Here is a 19,949-nt window from a genome sequence, read left to right as displayed (position 1 = left end):
GTTGTCAAGGCAAGGGGTTAAACAACAGAGTATGCTTAAAATGTCCATTTTGTTCTCCTGAATGATTTATCGTTTACACAATAATAATCATCCAGAAGAGATTGACAATTGATTGGCGAAGGTATTGATATTTCAGGAGCACGTTTATACGGTGTATCGTATCCGTACTGTGCAAAGAATTCATCTGAAATCCAGGCCACATCAGCGACTTTAACGCCCTGCGATGTCTGGATGGAACATTCTGTTATAACCTTACCCTGTCCTTTTTTTCCCTCCTTTATCTTCGCCCCGATTTCAAACTGAATATGGCCGTGGCTATTACTTGCAGGACTCATCAAAATCTTGCCCCACTTATTCAGCTCTATCTTGAAAGGGAGATCTTTCAGAAAAGGATTATTGATGAGCTGAGCCCATTCCATAATATCCTCTTTATAATTTCGCCATCCTTGCAGGAGAAAGCAGTCAAATCTTCACGCTGGACAGATAACTCATTGAAAAAAAGCGGCCTTGTCGGACAAAGATAAGAAGGGCATAAAATCCTACTGCAAAACAAGACGTGAATTAACCGGCTGCACGGAACGATTATTTGGGTGCTTTAAGATCTTCACAAGCTTTTTGATCTGCCCTTCACTCACCGGAACAGGATTTTTCATAACCATCCATAATACGCCTTCGGTGCAGGGAGGGGTGGTTAACGACCCATTAACACGATAATAATCTTTATTGTTTGGCAGTAAGTGATCAGCTCTCACCTGTGATGTCATACTTGCTTTCTTGCCCTTTTCAGCAGGCATCTGCTGCCAGATTTTTTTCAGCTCTGTATTTTCATTACCAAGGGTATACATTACTGCGATGATAGCAAGGTTTCCATCGGTATCAGTGTGGATAAAATGAGCTTCTATGGGGAGCTGCCCCCCGTTAACCAGATTTTCGCTGGGTGCGTGAAAGTTAATCTGCTTGAGGGCAAATACTTGACCATTTACCGTAATGGTAGAACCTGCTGTGTATTTTGCCTGAATAGCATGATCATTATGCGCAACTTCAGTTACCAGCCCGGTGTAATTAAATTTGATCGGTTTCAGCTCTGCTTCAGTGAAGTCGGTCAGATCAATGGGTGACTGGTTGGCACCACTTGCACAGAGGGCATAGGAAGGGTCTAAGGTTCCCCAATGTTCTGGAGCAGTTTTGCCTGTGTATCCCCACTGTCCAGCAGCGGCAAGGGCATTTCCTGTCGTCAAAGTCAACGCAACAGCGATAGTCGACATTATTTTTTTCATATCATTCTCCTGTTCATCCTGTTCAGTACCTGGCGAGAAAACAGCAAACACTCACCTGATTTTCATGTCTTGTTGTCCCTCCCCAGGAAAAGGGAGGATCGGGAGTTATAATGGCTTGTTTTCTTCCATGTGCAGGACAAGATCAAGCATTCGGTTGGAGTACCCCCATTCGTTGTCATACCAGGTCATAATTTTTACTGTGGTACCAAGTACCCGGGTGCAGAGACCATCAACGATGGTCGAGTGAGGGTCACCCTGAAAGTCAATGGACACCAAGGGCTCGTCGCAATAACGGAGAAAGCGTCCAGCAGCTTCCTGCAAGGCCTTATTCACCTCTGATACTGTGGTCTCGCGCTCGACCTCTATTACTGCATCTACCAACGAGACATCCGGGGTTGGCACCCGGACAGCCAGCCCATCGAATTTATTTTTTAATTCCGGGATAACCAAGGCCACCGCAGCAGCAGCTCCGGTCTTGGTGGGGATCATGGACATGGCCGCAGCCCGTGCCCGACGCAGATCAGAGTGCGGAAAATCCAGCAAGCGCTGATCTCCGGTATAGGCGTGAACCGTGGTCATAAGTCCCTGCTTGATCCCAAAGTTATTCAGGATGACCTGGGCAACCGGAGCTAAGCAGTTGGTTGTGCAGGATGCATTGGAAACAACATGATGGGCGGTTGGATCATACTCATCCTCATTGACGCCCATAACAAAGGTTTTCACGCCGCCCTTGGCCGGAGCCGAGATAATGACCTTGGACGCTCCGGCATCAATATGGGCTCCGGCAGATTCCTGGTCCCTGAAAAGCCCGGTACACTCAAGAACGTATTCTGCACCGACCTCTTGCCAGGTAATATCTGCAGGATTGCGATGGTTGAAGACAGGTATTTCCTGACCATCAACCAGAATACCATTATCATTGCTTGTGATATCAGCCTGGCTTACTCCCATCACCGAATCGTATTTCAACAGATGGGCAATGGTTTTGATATCTGTGAGATCATTGATACCAACAACCTCAATGTCTGCAAATGCTGTATCCTCGCTCAGTGCGCGAAAAATGTTTCTTCCGATGCGTCCAAATCCGTTAATACCGATTTTTATACTCATGATTTGTTCCTTTTCTCTTTTATTTCAGGTTTATGTGTTTCATGGGAAATCTGCAAGATTTATTTCAGGTCCCTCTGCTATCTTCAGCGCCAGTATTTTTGGCAAGTATTTGTGCAATGCGGAGAGAAGGGTAAAGTAATATCATCAGATAGAGCTATCATATTTTCATAAAAAAATATATGAGAAAAAGGACTAAGGATAACAAAAAGTTCATGGCGAAGCAAGTGAAAGATACTTCGTGGAAAACAGAGCATCTTCTTTTAATACGGTTGAAATATAATTACGTACCCGGCTTTCCCTTGAACGGCCCTTTTTTACCAGCTTGCTTTCAGAAAACCTTGCTTGCCAAACATCCCTGCTACGAGTATTCTTGCGGCAACGCTCAACCATATATCCGGGCAGATACTCTATTCTCTGCTCTCTCTAACCTTTTAATACAACCCAGACTGATCGTGAAGAGTAATGCCTATCCCCTTGTCGCCCTGATCGGACGGCCCAATGTGGGGAAATCCACCCTGTTTAACCGTATTACCCGTCGGCGTGATGCCATTGTCGACCCTACTCCTGGCGTTACCAGGGACCGTCATTATGCCCAGGTAGTTTGGGAAGAGCATGCCTTTATGCTGGTGGATACCGGTGGTATTGAAGAGGCAGACGGCCTGGAAGGAGATCAGTTCAGTGATCATATCCGTACCCAGGCCTTACAGGCCATTGAAGAGGCTGATGTCATTATCTTCCTCCTGGACGGTCGTCAGGGAGTGTTACCTGGTGATTATGAGATTGTGGAGCTGCTGCGCCGCACAAAGAAAGAGGTTTTTTTCGTTGTTAATAAGATTGATGCGCCAGATAAAGAAAATGAGCTGTTAACACCGTTCTGGGAACTTGGAGTTCCTGATTTATGGGCTCTGTCCGGTGATCATGGCTATGGATTTCGTACCCTGATGCAGGCCCTGGTGGAGAAGATCGGGCAGACTGAGGCTCCGGCTGCCTTGCCTGAGGGGACTGTTCGTCTGGCCTTTATTGGTCGTCCCAATGTGGGCAAATCCTCTATGGTGAATGCCATTATGGGGCAGGAACGGATGGTGGTTTCTGATGTTTCCGGCACTACCCGTGATTCTGTGGACACTCTGCTTTCCAGAGATAAGTACAACTACCTGCTTATAGATACCGCTGGTATCCGACGCAAGGGCAAGACGAAGGATAAGCTGGAAAAGTTCTCTATCCTCAAGGCCCTCAAGTCCCTGGGCCGTTGCGATATCGCGGTGGTGGTGATTGATGCCCATGAGGGGATCACAGAGCAGGACACCAAGGTGATCGGCTACACCCAGGATCATGGCCGGGCCCTGCTGATCCTGATTAATAAATGGGATCTGATCAAGGATGATAAAAAGAAACAGGACTGGTTGCTGGAAGAGGTGCGGCTGGCTACCAATTTCATCCCCTTTGCCCCGGTTTTTAGGGTTTCAGCCAGGACTGGTTATGGAATCAAACGTCTCTTCCCTGAAATCGGTAAGATGCATCGTCAGTTTTATCAGCGTTTTTCCACTTCTGCCCTGAACCGTCTTTTGGAAGCAGCAACCCATCAGCACGAGCCGCCCATGTACCGGGGGCGAAGGCTGAAGCTCTATTACACCGCTCAAATTGATACGGCTCCGCCTTCTTTTGCCGTAGTAGCCAACTTCCCAAAGGGGATTCATTTTTCCTATCAGCGCTACCTGACCAATCGTTTTCGGGAAGGACTGGGCCTGGATAAGATTCCGGTGCGCCTCTTTTTCCGGGAACGGAGCGGGCGAAGCAAGGGAAGCAGCAGAAAATAAATATCCGGTTTTCGATTGAGGGCTGTAGGGGCATGGTGCGCCGTGCCCTTACAGTGCAACACCTGAAACGTGGTGTTTCTTTTTTTTACACTGTCAGGTAGCGCTTTGTTTTTTGGGAGTAACGTTTATCTGGAAATATTGCCGGGAAGGCAGTAATTGGCTTGCTTTGTGCAAAGCGCCTTGCCAAATGATTTTCTGAAGAGTATTCTTATCTCAATCTGTTGAAGATGTTGAAGCGTTGAAGCTGCTCAGATGGCTGTTTCGAACCTGCTGTCCTGTCCCGCATGGGGGGAGGGATGGGCGTTTATATGGATAATACAATAATGAATTAATGAGCTGGAGAAAAGATATAGACAGGGTACTCCTTCCTCAAAGTGTTTGGCAGGATGTGATTGCGCATTGCCAGAGAAAGGTGGCAGGGGAGTTCCTTCCCGGAGAAAGCAAGGTCAACAGAGCCTTTGGTATCCTTGCCGGGGTTCAAACAGGGAGAGAGCTGCATGTACGCATCGTGCTTCCGGTAAAAAAAAACGCCAGGAATCAAGAACCCCTGAAAAGTTTTATGGATAAGATGATGGAAGAGCATGCGGTTCCATCAACCACTCCCATGAGTAAACGGGGCTGGATTACTGATCCACATGAATTCAGAGAATGTCTTGAGCATTGTACCCAAAATGGTCTTTCCATCTTTGGTGCTTATCATATCCATGTTGTTCCCTGGGAAGGCGATCCCCTTCGTGATACCCCAACCCGTCTTGACACCCTCTTAGTCAAAGACAGCAAGATGTTTTCCTTTATAATCTCTATGGTTGATATTGAGAACCCCATTATCCGAGCCTTTTATGAGGGGAAAATTGATCAGGAAGTTCCAATCATCATTGTTTAACTTATTTTCCAGTACGTCTCGTTATGTTCACAAATGCAGAAAAAGAGTCAGATCTTATTGTCGAGTATACTGATCCCCTTGAAGGCTTTAAAGGATGGCTGGTTATTGATTCCATGACCCATAAACTTGCTGCTGGTGGACTCCGGGTCCAGCAGGGGCTGACCTGCGAATGTGTTCAGCGTCTTGCTGCCACTATGACCCTGAAGATGCGGATCGCCGGAATCCGGGCTGATGGGGCAAAGAGTGGTATTGATTACGACCCAGGCAGTCCTGGCAAACAGGAAGCATTGTTTCGTTTTATGCGGGCCATTAAGCCGTACATGGAAGAACGCTACTCAATGGGGCCGGACCTGAATACCACTATGCCTGAGCTGGATGCGGTCTGTCAGCGCCTTGGCTTGCCCTCTATTAAAAATGCTGTGGCCAGGAATCAGCAGCTTGATAATGAGGCATTTGCCCAACGAACAGCCTTGCTGGCTGCGCCCTGTGGGCATGCAACCCTTGGCCGATTGCGTTCCGGTGCTGGTGTGGCGGCTTCCTGTTTGGCGACCCTGGATTTTCTTGGGATTTCTCCCCAAAAGGCAACTGTGGCTATTCAGGGCTTTGGCGGGTTGGCAGCAGGAGCTGCCTATCTTCTTCATAGGGCTGGCGTACGGATTGTTGGTCTGGCAGATCGGGAAAAAAGTCTGTTCAGTATTAATGGGACGCCGCTGGATATCCCTGCCTTACTTTCCTCTCAGGATAATGGGGAAAAGGGCATTATTCCAACAGAGGAAAACCCCAAGGCCGCATATTCTGATAATCAGAAAATTTATGACCTGCCCTGTGATATCTTTGTGCCGGCAGCCATTGAAAAAGCGATTGATAAGGAAGTGGCAGAGCAGATACAGGCCAAGGCCATTGCCTGTGGTGCTAACCTGGCAGTGACTGAAGAGGCAGAACAGATTCTTCATGCGCGTGCTATTCCTGTGATCCCAGACATGGTTGCCGGTTGCGGTGGTTCCCTGTCCATGGAAGGGCTGTACGGCCCAGATACCCTGCCTACTGCCGAGGAGGTGTTGCATCATGTTGACAGGAAAACCCGTAATATTGTTACGGCAATGCTGCAACGGAGTGAGCAGGAGCATATCTCTCCGCGCGAGGCAGCCCTGCGTATCTGTGCGGAAACCAGGCTTTATCCTGATTCCAAACCCTATGTGCCCCTGGCAGAGCAGATTGCCTGAAGCGGAGCAAGGGCAAGTGACAAGGCTTGTTCGGAAAGCTCTGCAACGGGTATATGTCTGGCGGACATACCTGGGTAAGTCTCTCAGACATACCTGGGTAAGTCCCTCAGACATACCTGGGTAAGTCTCTCAGACATACCTGGGTAAGTCCCTCAGACATACCTGGGTAAGTCCCTCGGAAATATCCGGGTAAGTCCGGCAGACCTCTGTACGTTGAAAAAAATGCAAATACCTGTCCAACGTTTTTATCTTCCTTGTTAAGGAATACAATCTCTTTATCTTTTATTCGTCCTATGCCTGTCCATCCCTTTGATTTTCAAATAAATCCCCATGTTTTCAGCACCCCGGAACTGGAGGCCCTGTTTGACGAACAGGCAGTCTTGCAACGCTGGCTTGATGTTGAGGCTGCCTTAGCTGTGGCCCAGGGGAAACTCGGTATTATCCCGGCAGAGGCTGCAACAGAGATTCAGGCAAAAGCGCAACTGGAGCATATTGATCTGGACAGCGTTCGGGAGGGGTACAGCAAGAGTCGGAATTCCGTGGTTCCCTTACTGGGTGGTCTGCGCCGGGCCTGTCAGGATGGGTATGGGGAATATGTCCATTACGGAGCAACAACCCAGGATATTCTGGATACCGGCCAAATCCTCTCTCTCAAGCAGACCTTGAATATTCTGGAACGGGATCTCTTGTCTGTAGAAGATATTTGCATGCAGCTGGCAGAGGAGCATCGTGCAACCCCGATGGTGGCGAGAACCCACGGCCAGCAGGCATTGCCCATCACTTTTGGCCTCAAGGTTGCGGGCTGGATGACAGAGGTGCGTCGTCATATTGAGCGGATCAGGCATCTGCAAGGTACGGTTTGTGTTGGACAACTCAGTGGAGCCGTAGGAACCTATGCTGCTTTAGGGCCTCAAGGGCTTGCAGTTGCTGAAGAAACCCTGCGTTTGCTGGGCCTGGAGCACGATCCGCTTTCCTGGCATACCAGCAGGGATAGAATTGCCGAGCTGGCCTCTGCTTTTGCCCTCTTGGTTATGACGATGGCCAAAATTGCCAATGAGATCTTTCAGCTCCAGAAAACAGAGATTGATGAACTCCGGGAACCATCGCTTTCCGGTGCATTATCCAGCAGTACCATGCCCCATAAGCAGAATCCGGTCATATGCCAGCGGGTGAATGCCCTGGCAAAACATGTCCGGGCCCAGGCAGGCACGGTTATGGAAAGCAGTCTGCATGAGCATGAACGGGACCCGCGTTGCCTCTGGGCAGAATGGTTGGCTGTGCCCCAGTTATGCATTGCCACAGGAACTGCCTTGCATTTGATGGTCGGGGTGCTTTCCGGGCTGCATGTACGCAAAGAGCAGATGCTTGCAAATCTGCATCAGCGGAAAGACCTGATCTCTACGGAATGGTTGCTTTTTCAACTTAGCAACAAGGGACTTGGGAAAAACAAGGCGTTAAGAAAAATACATAATCTGGCAGAGGCGGCAGCAAAGAATGGCCGTAGCCTGAAAGAAATGGTGTTAGCAGATGAGGAGATAGGCTCATTCTTCACCCTTGATGACCTTGCTCCGCTGGATCAACCAGAGCAGTATATTGGTCATGCTCTGGAGATTGTCGATCAGGTAAATGCTGGTATCCGCAGACAACGTCAGAATGATTAGAGTAACTGCTTTTTATCCCTTGTGAAGACCCTGATGATATGTTTTACAAAGTAGAGGGGTTGAGAATACAACAACACCTGTCTTGTTGCTGGTGAGTTAACACAATCTCAAGAGGAGATCCGAACAATGCGAAACGTAAAGATTGATATGGAAAAATGTACAAACTGTCGGGAATGCGTAGAAGTCTGCCCCGAGGAAGTCTTTCAGCTGGTGGACGGTGTTCCTGTTCATACGTATAAAGAGAAATGCATTGAGTGTGATCTCTGTATCAATATCTGCCCGGAAGATGCCATCAGTGTTGTCGCACAGTAACGGCTTTAAGAGAAGGTGATCCGAGCAAGGACAGCGAGGGCGCATTCCTTCTTGGTCCTTGTCGGATCATATGATTTTTCATGACATCTTTCAGTGGTGTTCTGTCGCTGATAAGCCTTTGTCAGGAGCAGGCAATGGTCCTTTTGGTAAGCGGGAATGCCATACCTGGCGTCCTGTCTGTAATGAGAGACTGAGCAGGCAGGATTGCCAGTCAATAATAAAGCTGACACCCTCAACGGTCCTGATTATCCCGCATTCACTCATTCCTGAGCAATCTTCCAAGGTCCGGCAGAGAATTTTTATATGCTCTTGGCCGCTGTTGTCATGTTTTACGGTTTCAACCTCCTTGACTCTGATCTCTGTTGTTTTGTTAATGACTGGACAATAACATATTCTGTGGTGGATGGCGCTTGCCAGTTGCGTGATCATCGTACCCTCGTATGGCTTGGTTACCCTCCTTTTCAGTAGCACATTGTATTTTGTTCCTTATTTTTTTGCAACATATATCATGTTGTTATGGGCTGCATGAGCGTGCTGTAATGAATTTTCCTTGTGCCATAATGAATTTTATTTTTTCTACTGGCTTCCCCTGTTTCCTGGAAGGGTGTTTTTGGGGTATCGCTCCTGATAGCTTCCTTTTTGAAAGGAACTATGTTACATGCTTTTTAAGCACCACTCTGTAATAAGGGGATGTATAAAAGTACCTTCAGGATAAGAAGAGGGGAAGGGTCGAGAGAAGTGGATAAGGAATAAAAAAAGCCTGAAGAATTTCTTCTTCAGGCTTTTCATATTTATGGCTCCTCGGGACGGACTCGAACCGCCGACAAGGTGGTTAACAGCCACCCGCTCTACCAACTGAGCTACCGAGGAATATATTCTTTGCTCGCATCAACGAGTGGCTTTATAGCATAATATGATTGCTTAGGTCAAGTAAAAAATACGCTCAACGAAAAAAGCTTGCACAAAGTATAAAAGTTCTGTATATAGAGAGCGTCGTCGGGGCGTAGCGCAGCCTGGTTAGCGTGCCTGCCTTGGGAGCAGGAGGTCGTAGGTTCGAATCCTACCGCCCCGACCACTTCTTTTCTGGTTGTTTCAATGCAACGTATTGCAATGGATTTCAACTTGTCTTTTGCTGTCTCTGTATTACAGCTACATCACACGAACTTACTTTGTAAATTTCCTGTAATTTGTTCCTGAACATCGGCTCGTTATTCTGTTTTTCTCTTCCTGAAAAGATAGGCTGCAAAAACTCCTGCTACCGCTCCAAAGAGATGCGCCTCCCATGATATGAATCCATGAAAAGGAGACAGACCATTGAGCATGCCCACTCCATAGACCAATGCAATAATAATGGAGACAATAGCCGGAACCAGCTTTCGGTTCAGGATGCCAGAGCTGATCAGAAAGGCGGCTAAGCCGTAGATCAGCATGCTGGCCCCGATATGATTGGCTGTCCGGGCCAAGACCCAGACCAGCAGGCCGCCGCATCCAATAATCAACAAGATAACGTCAAAAAAGATCTTCCTGTAAAACAGACTCAAGAGCAGCGTCAGGACAAAGAGGGGTACTGTATTGCTGATAAGGTGTCTGATGTTAACATGGAGAAAATTGGTCAGGGGAATCCCGATCAACCCTCCGGTGGTGCGTGGGATAATTCCATAGCTATTCAGGCGGAGAGGCAGGATCAGGTCTACAAGATAGATTGCCCAAATCGTGCAGACAAGGTAGGTTGGAAGAGTAGCAGGGCCGAGTTTCATGATTATTCCTGAGAGACTTTGAGGGAGTAATTTGAACAACCTGACAACAGGATAGCAAATGTCGTCCTGTTCTGCAAGCAATGAGAAGATAGGCAAAAGGGCCAGACAGATACTAATTCAGGGTAAATTCAGGTTGCCAATATTGAGCAGCCTGAATAATATAATCGGGTTTATCAAACCGTAAGAAATACCTTTCCCGCTCCCTGAAGTGGGGCAACAAAAAGACAACTTCCATCTTTCGAGATTATGACAGAACCCACGCGCACTGTTTCCCCACGGACAAGCACCATAGAGCGGGAGACCCTGGAAACAAAGATTTCTCTCCAACTGGATATTGACGGCTCAGGTAAGGCTGATATCAGTACCGGGGTTGGATTTCTGGATCATATGCTGACCCTTTTTGCTGTGCATGGTTTTTTTGATCTCACGGTCCAGGCCAAAGGGGATACCTATGTGGATGATCACCATACGGTGGAAGATATTGGTATCTGCCTGGGACAAGCCTTTGCCCAGGCTCTGGGTGATAAGGCGGGTATTCATCGCTATGCCCATGCCTATGTGCCCATGGATGAAACCCTGGTCCGGGTTAGCCTTGATTATTCCAATCGTCCCTTTCTCCATTATGATGTGACCATCAGAGACCAAAAAGTGGGAATCTTTGATACCGCCCTTGTTGTGGAATTCCTGCGGGCTGTGGCCCAGCATGCTGGCCTCACCCTGCATGTGGATCTTCTCCACGGGGAAAATGCCCATCATATTATTGAGGCGGTGTTTAAGGCTCTTGGGCGGGCAATGGGAGAGGGAGCGTCCCTGCGGCAGGGGCTTGTGGGTACCCTGTCGTCAAAGGGATCTTTGTAATTCCCCGTGCCCAGTGTTGAAACACTGGGCTATTACGGGCTGTCCCTCCGGGACAAGGAAAGATATAACCGTCTGAATCCGCGTGACTCGTTAATCAATGCATCATGGCATATTATAGGGGAGAAAAATGAATATAGGATGGAGTAATATTAGAGGAGTTGCTTTAACAGGGATGCTTGCCGTGACGATCCTGAGTACAGGATGCAGCCAGAAAAAGGTAAAAAATTTTGAACAGCACCCTGATTTTGCTGTCAGCTGCGTAGCTGTTGCCCCGGTAGTCAGTGATCCGCCTCTGGACAGTGCCTTACTTTCTCAAATAGAGAAAAAAGAGCTGGAAGACGGGCTGTATTATATGAATAAATTTTTGAAAAAATATTTTATCAGCAGAAAGGATGTACGGCTTTTCAGTGATGGCAATTTTACTGTTGAAGAGGATGAATCAGTGCGGCCTTCCCTGGAACGAGCCAAGAGATTTGCTGATAAATTGAGCTGTAATACCGTACTGGAAACCAGCCTCCATCGGTATAAAGAGCGGATTGGCGGCAATATGGCTGCCAAAGAGCCTGCCTCGGTTGCTTTTGAATATCGTCTCATGGCCATGCCTGATGGCAAGGTACTCTGCCAGGACAACTTTGATGCGGAGCAGCAATCCCTGTTAGGAAACCTCCTGGGTTTTCGTGAAGGCACAGGTGGGGCTTTAACCTGGCTTACTGCGAAAGAATTTATGAAAAAGGGGCTGCAAAATCGGCTGGGAAAATGTTCCTATCTTGCTGAAGAGAAGTAGCTTGCTTTCATTTTCCTGTTTTTGATCAAGCCATGAAGACCATCCTTACTGCTGGAGAAAACCGGCGCATTGCCAAAGCCATGCTGGATTATGGTATGCTGGCGGATAGGGACAGAATTCTGGTCGCGGTTTCCGGCGGGATTGATTCCCTGGTTCTGGCTTGGGTGCTTGATAACTGGCGAAAAAAAGCCCCGATTGATTATGAGGTACAGGCCGTGTATGTAGATATGCGTCCTTCAGGTGGGGAAGCCGGGAATCGAGCAGACCTTATCCGGGAGCGGCTGGCAGTCTTGGGGCTTTCCTGTCAGGTTATTCCGGCAGAACTGCCTGAGCTACCAGCGCAGTCTGTTCCTCAACAAAGTTCTCAACAAAGCGATGCAGACCGGGAAAGAGCTGGTATTTGTTTTCAATGCGCCCGTAATCGGCGGCGGCTTCTCTTTGATCATGCCCATGAGCACGATTTCAACTCTATTGCCTTGGGCCATCACCGGGATGATATTGTGGAAACCTTTTTTATCAATCTTACCTGTAGCGGTAATATTAGCACCATGCGCCCCAAACAAGAGCTTTTTTCCGGGCGGCTTGCCTTGATCCGCCCTTTGGCCTATCTGATTAAAAAGGAAATTAGAGGGATCGGGGCACAACTGGAACTGGACCCGGTTGCCTCTGATTGCCCAGTGTCGGAAAAGACCCGGCGGAAGGATGTCCGAGGGCTGCTGGAACATATGTATGAGCAAATCCCTGGCAGCCAGGAGCATGTCTTTGCAGCCCTTGGCAATGTCCGCCAGGATTATCTTCTTCTTCAGGAATCCCATGCGAACCACTCTTGATTGCTTTGTTTGTTTTATGCGCCAGGCCAGATCCACTGGTCTGCTGGCAACAGATGATCCGGCCTTGCAACGCCAGCTTATAGAAGGGGCAGGTCAGTATATAGAGCAAGTGGACACTGAGCTTTCTCCGCCGGAAAATGCTGTTGGTCTTTATGCGCTTTTTGCCGATATTTTGGGCAATGATGATCCCTTTGCCCAGGTCAAGCAGGAAGGCAACAGCTTTGCCCTTGCTGTTCAGGAAGAGGTTGAGCAACGGATTCAGGCTGCGGAAGATTCCCTCCGGGCCGCAATCCGGGTGGCTATTGCTGGCAACATCATTGACTATGGGGCCTTGCATGAGTTTGATGCCGCAGCGACCATTGAGCAATGCTTTGACCGTGATTTTGTCCTTGATGATTACCCCATTCTGCTTGAGGCCCTGCACAGTCGTACCTATCCCAAGGTCTTATATCTTTGTGATAACTGTGGTGAGATTGTGTTTGATGGCCTCCTGATCAAGGAACTGAATAAGCTGGGCTGTCATGTGACTGCTGCGGTTCGGGAAGCCCCGATCATCAACGATGCCACCTTGGCAGATGCCCGAACCTGTGGCCTGGATCAGATTTGTACCGTGATCAGCAACGGAACCAGCTGTCCTGGCACCCCGTTGGCAAGCTGTAGTGCAGAGTTTCAAAAGCAGTTTCAGGCTGCCGATCTCATTATCAGTAAAGGGATGGGCAATTTTGAGACCTTGTCTGAGGTATCCGCCCCGATCTTTTTTCTCTTTACGGTGAAATGCAGCCAGGTGGCCTTGCATCTTACAGAGCGACAGGGCCTTGCGCCAAACGTGGTTCAAGGGGATGGTGAGATGGTGTTGTTGCGGCAGAAAAAGTAGGGGTAACCGGGTGGTTGGCCTTGACAGTACCAATGGAGTCTGACCCCTTTGATCTTCTAAACATTTTGGATTGATATTTAAATTTTATTAATGATTATATGGACAATTCTATATTAGAACAACTAATTGGAATCAATAAAAGCCTACAAGAGATTGCTTACGTATTAAATAGCCAGTCTTTTTGGAACTCACAGTTGTTTGCTGCAATAATAGGTGCATTATCTGCTATATTTTCAATGTTTGGAATTGAATTATATAAAAATCATAAAAAGAGAATAACAAAGCTTAATGAAACATATAAATTCTTAATTGACCAACTTAGTTTCCACACTCCTGATAACATCTTAAAGGAAGCGATACATGATGATACCTTGGGCTATTTAGGAAATGACACAGGTGAAGAAATTAAACTTGGAGAACGTATGGTAATTAGGTTAATGAAAGATATAGAATATGATCATTATCCTTGTTCTAAACTGAAAATTTTATTTTTTTCATATGAAAAATCATTAAAAAGATTCAGTGAACTTGAGAGTGAAAATATTGATGATTTTAAATTTTACGTCAAGAATTCCGAGAAAAAGTTTAATAAAATTGAAAGACTGTGTTTCAAGAATCTAAAGGAGGATAAGCGCATTTATTGGGAACGAAGAGAATCCAAAAAGGATGCCCAGCCAGCAAGTTGGAGTTAAAATGATGGTATAGAAATAATGGGGACAAATTATGCCTTTACATCATGAAGAGTTACAGGAATCACTAATCAATCGGGTCAAACTTGATTGATTTAATCAAAATGAAACAAGGGTGCTCATTGAAGACACTTCTCCTCCTTGCCAACATCCCAAAAGCCGTTTATACTCGCCTGAACAACATAAACATGATTTTCAGTTAACGGAACACGGTGCAAATCCGTGGCATATCCAATGCTGTAAACTGGGGTAAACTGGGGTAAACTGGGGACAGGTCACAATTAAATCAAAAAAACACACCCCGTTTTTGAATCCCATAGCCATGCGGGTTACAGGTCGGGGTTGCGGGTTCGAATATCAAGAGCAGTCAATATGAGCAAAAAAAGAACTGTTTTATTCCCTTGCAATTTCCAGAAGCAAAAGCTTTTAATTCTGTTCAAGGAACAGCATCCATTGCGGCTTTTTTGCAGGAACAAACGCCACGGGAGCGGCCAACAACGCATATTTTGCCGTTTCAATCAAAGCGATTCACACTTCAATCAGGGCAATTTACGTTTAAATCGGATCAATTTACACTTGAATCGGGCCATTTTAAACTTCAATCAAGGCGATTTAAATTTAAATCAAGCCAATTTAAACTTCAATCAGGACGATTCACACTTCAATCAAAGCAATTTACGTTTAAATCGGATCAATTCACACTTCAAACGACCCGATTTAAATGTGAATCAGGGTAATTCAAGTGTAAATCATCCCGATGTAAACGTAAATCACGACGATTTAAACGTACATTTACCAGGAAAAAATCAAAAGAAATCAAATCAATACACATAAACGGTCTCTCTGCGGGCTTTTTGCAGGCTACGAATGGTTCAGTCTGGATCGTGTTGGACGGGCGGGGATGTAGGAGAAAGAGAAAATAATTGTGTAATGAGCGTCCTCTCACAACGTTGAAAATGTACTCACCTTGGTATCACACCCCAAGATCAAACCCCGTAGCCATGAGGGTTTTAGGGGGAGGAGGTAAGCTATGCCGTTACGTCATGAAGAGTTACAGGAATTACTGCTTGAAAATTCCCAAAATCTTTATCTGTGGTCAAAATTGGCATTTTGTTACGGGTTGAAATTGCACAGATAAGGAAATCAGTATTTGATCCCTGAATGCCACTTGCGCGTGCTGTATTGAAGTATTCAGATGCTAACTCGTAATCCTCTGTTTCAAGTTTTAGGTCTTTAAAGGCCCTTAAATGCTCCCTGAGAGAATTAAAGTGGTTTTCATGTTTAATCCCATTGAGAAGCTCTTGACGAACAGGCCCTATAAGCTGCACACGCGATTGCTTTATAAGCTCTTTCAGCTCGTTAACATACAGATTATCCTCAGGAATATTTCTTCTTAAAGCCAGCGACCATACGCTTGTATCTACTATGACTTTCATTTTTCGAGTCTCTGCTTTTTGTAGTCATAGTCTTGCTCGTACTCTATTGTATTAAAGATATTTATAATCTTCATTTGTTTTCTTCTGTGAATATACTCTTGCAAAGCTTCTATTACAGCCCCTTTTTTGGTGCGGTGTTTGCCAAGATTTTTTGCCTCTTCAATAAGCCAATCGTCTATAGCGAGATTTGTAGCCATGTGTAAACCTCCAAATAAAAGTTACACATAATATAGTTCTTTTTTTGTGTGAAGTAAAGGGAGTGGTTGTGATTTCCCTTTTAGCCAGGCAGTTTCAGGGTAAAGGTTGATCCTTTGCCGAATTGACTCTCCACCTCAACCGTCCCCCCGTGGCTCTGGGCAATATGTTTCACTATAGCCAGGCCCAGCCCGGTTCCACCGCTTTCCCTGCTCCGGGCCTTATCACAACGATAAAAGCGTTCAAAGATCCGATCCAGATGCTCTCGCTGGATACCACAGCCTGTATCTTGCACTGTAATTTCAACCCATTTTTTCTTGCTATTCTCTTGGCGGGATTGTGCCCGGATCCCCACAAAAGCATCTGAGGAGCTATAGGTGATGGCATTACTGAGCAGGTTGACCATTGCTTCTTCCAGCAGGGCTGGGTTATGCAGGGCCTTGAGTTCGCTGGGACAATGGAGTTCAAGCCGGATATTTTTTTCAAGGGCCTTGAGTTCACAGGTCTGCAAGGCTGCACGAAGCACAGGACAGAGTTTTTCCCGAGTCAGATCAAGAGTGGTCTCCTGATTATCTGTCGTCGCTTCAATGCGGGAAAGGCTGAGCAGGTCGTCAATAATAGCATCAAGCCGACCCGCTTGCCGCAGGACAATCCGGAGAAAGGTCGTGCCGTCCTCATGGGCATCTATCCCGCCATCAAGCAGGGTTTCCACATACCCTTTGATTACTGTGATGGGCGTTTTCAGCTCATGGGAGACATTGGCGACAAAATCGCGACGAACGTTTTCCAGGCGATGAATACGGGTAACATCATCCATCACCATGAGAGCACCAATGGGTTGCCGGGCATTATCCTGTAAGGGAACGACCCGAACCTCCAGAGTGGTTCGCTGCTGACCATCAAAGATCTCTATCTTGTCTTCGGTGCAAACATTGCCCCGCAGGGTGTGGCGAATCATTTCCATGAGAGCAGTGTTGCGCACCACTCCCTGCACCAGTGTTTCTTTGCCGATCTGAGGATCAATACGGAACAGGCGACCAGCAGCCCGGTTCAGGCGGATCACACATTCTTCAGCATCCACAGCCAGCACTGCTTCGGTCATGGAGGAGAAGACCGCTTCCAGCTCATTATGCTGGCGACTGGTGAAGATGATCCGTTCTATGAGCTGCTCTGCCATCTGATTAAGCGAGTTGATCAGGCTGATCATTTCCAGAGAAAGCCCGTGCTCATGCAGGGTAACAAGTCGGTTTTTTTCGCCGGAAGAAAGTTGCTCTGCTCCTTGCTTGATTTGTTCCAGAGGGCGGCTGATACGCAGGGCCAGAGTGCGGGAAAATATTGCTGCCAGCAGAATGGTCGTCAGGGAGGCGAGAAATACTCGATTACGGATGGTGTGGAGAACTGTATTCAGAGCAGTGGCTGGAACAGATAAGCGGAGTGCGCCCGGTGTATTGGCAGGGCTGAGTTGTAGCGGGATGGCTACGTAAAACATATCCTGCTGGAGTGTTTTGGAAAATCGTAGTGAGGAACCAGTCTGCCCGCTAAAGGCCGAGGTTATTTCCGACCGCCTTCCATGTTTTTCCATACGTTGCGGATCTTCATTAGAGTCGGCCAGTACAACTCCGTCCGGGGCAATAACTGTGATGCGGGTTTGGGCCCGTCGTCCGGTCCGGCGGCAGAAATTCTGCAGCGCGTCCTGGGACTCCATAATAAGATCCAGGATTTTCTGTTCCAGCAGCAGGGCCCTGGCTTCGATATCCAACACCATCTGGTCATAATAAAACGTTTTAAAGGTGGTGGTGGCAAACCAGCTGATTGCAAAGACGGTGCATAGGATAATCAGGAGGTTGACAGGAAATATCTGCCAAAAAAGGGGACGTCGTCGAGTCATGCTATTCCTTGATCCGGTACCCGATACCTCGGACAGTCTCTATGTTTTTTCCGGTTGTCCCGAGTTTTTTGCGGAGACCAAAAATCTGCACATCCACTGCCCTGGGAGTGACGGAATAATCATACCCCCTGACCTGATCAATAATCTGTTGCCGGCTAAAGACCCAGCCTGGTCGGCGAGCCAGCTGGAGAAGAATAGTGAATTCAGTGGTGGTCAGCTGAACAGGGTTGCCTTTTACCAGGACTTCATGTCTTCTTGGAGTGATGCAGAGGTCATGAATGGCGATGACCTCTTCTGCCTCAGTATCAGTTGTTGTTTTATCTGCCTCTCTGCGCAGCACGGCCTCAATCCTGGCCATTAACACCTTGGGGCTGAAGGGTTTTGTCACGTAATCATCAGCACCGCCGCTTAAACCTGCCACGATATCATCTTCTTCACCCAGGGCAGTGAGCATGATAACCGGAACGTGCTGGTTCTCACTGTCTTCCCTGATGCTTGTACAGACCTCCATACCGTTTTTTCCCGGCAGCATCAGATCCAGAATAACAGCAGAAAATTTTTCTTCTGCCAGAAGTTGTAACCCCTGTTCTCCACTGTCTGCACAGCTCACATTATATCCAGCTCTGATCAGGTGATAGCTCACCAATTGCTGGATATCCATGTCATCTTCCACCACTAATATATTTGCTTTACTCACAGGTATCCTCTCTCTGTTATCAATTCATAGAGATATAAGTACGCAGTTCATGCGATCCTTGCAAACAAAAAACAGGTGGCTAACGGAATCTTAACAGGAGACTAACTGAGTTGTAAAATTGGTGGAGTGTAAAGATGCGCCATAATGCCAGTAAACCGACCTTGGCTTATTACAAAAAAGAACAAAAAAATAACCAATGTTGAATACAAGTATAACACAGCACTCTTACGCTTCAGGATAACCCTTGAATCCTCAGGAAAGGAGTGTTGTGGTGATTACCTATATTTTTGTATTGCTTAGTCTTGTTCTGCTCATCGGCGTGACAGTCTTTTTTTTCAGATCTCTCAAGTATAAAGAGGTTCCGGCCAATGTCCGGCTTATCATTAATGCCTGGAATTCTGTCCGGGATGACCGGACAAAGGCAGACATTAATGAGTGCAGTCGTGCCGATACAGGCAATCAGGATTGAATTGCGACCTCCCGAAGATGGGCGATCCAACATTGCCAGGGCCGTGTATCTTCACTGCATGTCCAAGGGCAGCCGGAAAAATTTTCTTCCCGAATGGGACAGAGTCCGTACTTGAGAGTGCAGATCATCTTTGCGGCCTTTTCCAGAGCAGGTTCCGCTCTTTGTTCATGAGGTTTTTGCATAGTGCTCCTCCTTTATCTTCAAGGTTCACAGTCTGTCCCCAAATTTCACAGTGACAGCTGAACATTTTGATTAATAATAGAGTCAAGGTATTATGCCGCTGTTACCATGCTGTTAAAAAACGATTAACCTGAATGTTTCAGAATAAACTTTGCTAACCCAATTTTAACAATATGCTAATAGAGCTGTAATCGGCAATCAGTAGTATCACCCAAAATTTGCAGAAAAGAAGAAAGACAGAACATACCTATAGAGCTGGCCTATACAGCAGGATTTTGGAGAAACACAGTGCCTCATAAAAAAATGATCAACCGCACGCTGCATCGGGAAATAGATTTACTGAAAAAGATGTTTATTGATCTCGGAGCGTTGGTAGAAGATCGCCTGAGCAAGGTCTGCATTATGATTGAGACTTGGGATAAAGACTTGGCCCAAGAGATTATTCGTACGGATAATGAGATTGACCAAATGGAGGTGCAGATTGAAGAGGACTGCCTCAAGGTGCTGGCTCTCCATCAACCGGTTGCCAGTGATCTCCGCCTTATCGTTGCTATTATCAAAATTAATAGTGAGCTGGAACGAGTTGGTGATATGGCAGTCAGTATTGCCCGGCGGGTCCAGGTTATTCAGAAAAAGGGAAAAGGATCTTTTACAGTGGACTACACCCCAATGGCCAACAAGGTTTTGGGGATGATGAAGATGAGTCTGGATGCTTTGGTCAGGGAAAACGCAAATTCTACCCGCCAAATATTTATTGAAGATGAGGAAATTGATATCCTGCGCAATCAGGCCTATAAAGCAGTGGTTAATGAGCTTGATGCAGATACCGGTCATGCTGCTGCTCTTATGAATATGTATTTATTGTCCATTCATTTGGAACGTATCGGTGACAGGGCCTGTAATATTGCCGAAGAGGTGATTTATCTTGTTGAAGGCGATATTGTCAGAAATGAATAAGAGCAGGCTGGAGTATTTTTTTTTCAGCCGTATAAGGATTTCGCCACAGACA

At 46.9% G+C, this 19,949-nt stretch carries 23 protein-coding genes and 2 tRNA genes; 14 read left to right on the top strand and 11 right to left on the bottom strand.

The features are described from left to right. Positions 1 to 35: 35 nt before the first annotated feature. The 3 genes from L2082_RS05620 to gap form a co-directional block, all read right to left on the bottom strand. Positions 36 to 419 carry a Uma2 family endonuclease gene (locus tag L2082_RS05620; RefSeq protein WP_446009536.1) on the bottom strand — a complete coding sequence of 128 codons (384 nt, stop codon included), beginning with the start codon at positions 417 to 419 and terminating at the stop codon, positions 36 to 38. A gap of 120 nt (positions 420 to 539) precedes the next feature. Continuing rightward, positions 540 to 1,277, bottom strand: a complete 738-nt coding sequence (locus L2082_RS05615; RefSeq protein ID WP_446009535.1) for a carbonic anhydrase — start codon at positions 1,275 to 1,277, stop codon at positions 540 to 542. A 105-nt stretch (positions 1,278 to 1,382) separates the two neighbouring features. Next, positions 1,383 to 2,387 (bottom strand): type I glyceraldehyde-3-phosphate dehydrogenase, encoded by a 1,005-nt coding sequence (gene gap, locus L2082_RS05610; protein ID WP_446009534.1) that lies wholly within the window; start codon positions 2,385 to 2,387, stop codon positions 1,383 to 1,385. Between the two features lie 212 nt (positions 2,388 to 2,599). Here gap and der point away from each other — a divergent pair, with 212 nt between their 5' ends. The 5 genes from der to L2082_RS05585 all read left to right on the top strand — a co-directional run bounded on the left by der (position 2,600) and on the right by L2082_RS05585 (position 8,283). Further along, positions 2,600 to 4,204 (top strand): ribosome biogenesis GTPase Der, encoded by a 1,605-nt coding sequence (gene der / locus L2082_RS05605; protein WP_446009533.1) that lies wholly within the window; start codon positions 2,600 to 2,602, stop codon positions 4,202 to 4,204. Between the two features lie 331 nt (positions 4,205 to 4,535). Then, the gene (locus L2082_RS05600; protein WP_446009532.1) at positions 4,536 to 5,087 is read left to right on the top strand and encodes a hypothetical protein; all 552 of its coding nucleotides are present in this window, start codon (positions 4,536 to 4,538) and stop codon (positions 5,085 to 5,087) included. A gap of 23 nt (positions 5,088 to 5,110) precedes the next feature. Next, on the top strand, positions 5,111 to 6,310 hold the full coding sequence (locus L2082_RS05595) for a Glu/Leu/Phe/Val dehydrogenase dimerization domain-containing protein (protein ID WP_446009531.1): 1,200 nt from the start codon (positions 5,111 to 5,113) through the stop codon (positions 6,308 to 6,310). A gap of 293 nt (positions 6,311 to 6,603) precedes the next feature. After that, complete coding sequence (gene purB / locus L2082_RS05590) at positions 6,604 to 7,971, top strand: adenylosuccinate lyase (protein ID WP_446011517.1); 1,368 nt, start codon at positions 6,604 to 6,606, stop codon at positions 7,969 to 7,971. A 117-nt stretch (positions 7,972 to 8,088) separates the two neighbouring features. Then, complete coding sequence (locus L2082_RS05585) at positions 8,089 to 8,283, top strand: ATP-binding protein (RefSeq protein ID WP_446009537.1); 195 nt, start codon at positions 8,089 to 8,091, stop codon at positions 8,281 to 8,283. Positions 8,284 to 8,373: 90 nt separating this feature from the next. Here the strand turns inward: L2082_RS05585 and L2082_RS05580 are convergent, their stop codons facing one another. Further along, the gene (locus L2082_RS05580; protein WP_446009529.1) at positions 8,374 to 8,712 is read right to left on the bottom strand and encodes a hypothetical protein; all 339 of its coding nucleotides are present in this window, start codon (positions 8,710 to 8,712) and stop codon (positions 8,374 to 8,376) included. Positions 8,713 to 9,077: 365 nt separating this feature from the next. After that, positions 9,078 to 9,153 (bottom strand) — tRNA-Asn (locus L2082_RS05575). A 127-nt stretch (positions 9,154 to 9,280) separates the two neighbouring features. On the opposite strand from L2082_RS05575, the gene L2082_RS05570 reads away from it, so the two are divergent. Next, positions 9,281 to 9,358 (top strand) — tRNA-Pro (locus L2082_RS05570). 133 nt (positions 9,359 to 9,491) lie between these two features. Here L2082_RS05570 and L2082_RS05565 read toward each other — a convergent pair. Next, positions 9,492 to 10,040: a rhomboid family intramembrane serine protease gene (locus L2082_RS05565; protein WP_446009528.1), complete on the bottom strand. Its 549-nt coding sequence runs from the start codon at positions 10,038 to 10,040 to the stop codon at positions 9,492 to 9,494. 246 nt (positions 10,041 to 10,286) lie between these two features. Between L2082_RS05565 and hisB the strand changes: the two genes are divergently transcribed. The 6 genes from hisB (at position 10,287) to L2082_RS05535 (ending at position 14,909) form a co-directional block, all read left to right on the top strand. Then, a complete protein-coding gene (hisB, locus tag L2082_RS05560) occupies positions 10,287 to 10,898 on the top strand; it encodes an imidazoleglycerol-phosphate dehydratase HisB (protein WP_446009527.1) in 612 nt (203 codons plus the stop codon). 127 nt (positions 10,899 to 11,025) lie between these two features. Beyond that, positions 11,026 to 11,682, top strand: coding sequence for a hypothetical protein (locus tag L2082_RS05555; RefSeq protein WP_446009194.1), 657 nt, complete (start codon positions 11,026 to 11,028; stop codon positions 11,680 to 11,682). A 32-nt stretch (positions 11,683 to 11,714) separates the two neighbouring features. After that, complete coding sequence (locus tag L2082_RS05550; protein WP_446009195.1) at positions 11,715 to 12,512, top strand: tRNA lysidine(34) synthetase; 798 nt, start codon at positions 11,715 to 11,717, stop codon at positions 12,510 to 12,512. Further along, positions 12,412 to 13,386: a damage-control phosphatase ARMT1 family protein gene (locus tag L2082_RS05545; RefSeq protein ID WP_446011516.1), complete on the top strand. Its 975-nt coding sequence runs from the start codon at positions 12,412 to 12,414 to the stop codon at positions 13,384 to 13,386. The genes L2082_RS05550 and L2082_RS05545 overlap by 101 nt, the downstream gene beginning before the upstream one ends. A gap of 98 nt (positions 13,387 to 13,484) precedes the next feature. After that, positions 13,485 to 14,078, top strand: coding sequence for a hypothetical protein (locus L2082_RS05540; RefSeq protein ID WP_446009197.1), 594 nt, complete (start codon positions 13,485 to 13,487; stop codon positions 14,076 to 14,078). 369 nt (positions 14,079 to 14,447) lie between these two features. Then, positions 14,448 to 14,909, top strand: a complete 462-nt coding sequence (locus L2082_RS05535; RefSeq protein WP_446011515.1) for a hypothetical protein — start codon at positions 14,448 to 14,450, stop codon at positions 14,907 to 14,909. A 194-nt stretch (positions 14,910 to 15,103) separates the two neighbouring features. Here L2082_RS05535 and vapC read toward each other — a convergent pair whose 3' ends face one another. The 4 genes from vapC to L2082_RS05515 all read right to left on the bottom strand — a co-directional run bounded on the left by vapC (position 15,104) and on the right by L2082_RS05515 (position 18,291). Beyond that, a complete protein-coding gene (gene vapC / locus L2082_RS05530) occupies positions 15,104 to 15,511 on the bottom strand; it encodes a type II toxin-antitoxin system VapC family toxin (RefSeq protein ID WP_446009199.1) in 408 nt (135 codons plus the stop codon). Further along, positions 15,508 to 15,708 (bottom strand): type II toxin-antitoxin system VapB family antitoxin, encoded by a 201-nt coding sequence (locus L2082_RS05525; RefSeq protein ID WP_446009200.1) that lies wholly within the window; start codon positions 15,706 to 15,708, stop codon positions 15,508 to 15,510. The genes vapC and L2082_RS05525 overlap by 4 nt, the downstream gene beginning before the upstream one ends. Positions 15,709 to 15,788: 80 nt before the next feature. Next, positions 15,789 to 17,594, bottom strand: coding sequence for an ATP-binding protein (locus L2082_RS05520; protein WP_446009201.1), 1,806 nt, complete (start codon positions 17,592 to 17,594; stop codon positions 15,789 to 15,791). Position 17,595: 1 nt separating this feature from the next. Continuing rightward, complete coding sequence (locus L2082_RS05515) at positions 17,596 to 18,291, bottom strand: response regulator transcription factor (RefSeq protein WP_446009202.1); 696 nt, start codon at positions 18,289 to 18,291, stop codon at positions 17,596 to 17,598. A gap of 244 nt (positions 18,292 to 18,535) precedes the next feature. On the opposite strand from L2082_RS05515, the gene L2082_RS05510 reads away from it, so the two are divergent. Further along, on the top strand, positions 18,536 to 18,760 hold the full coding sequence (locus L2082_RS05510; protein WP_446011514.1) for a hypothetical protein: 225 nt from the start codon (positions 18,536 to 18,538) through the stop codon (positions 18,758 to 18,760). On the opposite strand, the gene L2082_RS05505 is transcribed toward L2082_RS05510, so the two are convergent. Next, positions 18,751 to 18,942, bottom strand: a complete 192-nt coding sequence (locus L2082_RS05505) for a hypothetical protein (RefSeq protein WP_446009204.1) — start codon at positions 18,940 to 18,942, stop codon at positions 18,751 to 18,753. The two genes, L2082_RS05510 and L2082_RS05505, sit on opposite strands and share 10 nt — an antisense overlap. A 286-nt stretch (positions 18,943 to 19,228) precedes the next feature. On the opposite strand from L2082_RS05505, the gene phoU reads away from it, so the two are divergent. Next, positions 19,229 to 19,897: a phosphate signaling complex protein PhoU gene (gene phoU, locus L2082_RS05500; RefSeq protein ID WP_446009205.1), complete on the top strand. Its 669-nt coding sequence runs from the start codon at positions 19,229 to 19,231 to the stop codon at positions 19,895 to 19,897. Positions 19,898 to 19,949: the final 52 nt, after the last annotated feature.

The sequence above is a fragment of the Candidatus Electrothrix sp. genome (genome assembly GCF_052785085.1).
The sequence above is the reverse complement of the archived record's forward strand: the minus strand, read 5'-3'. Positions and strand labels throughout refer to the sequence as shown.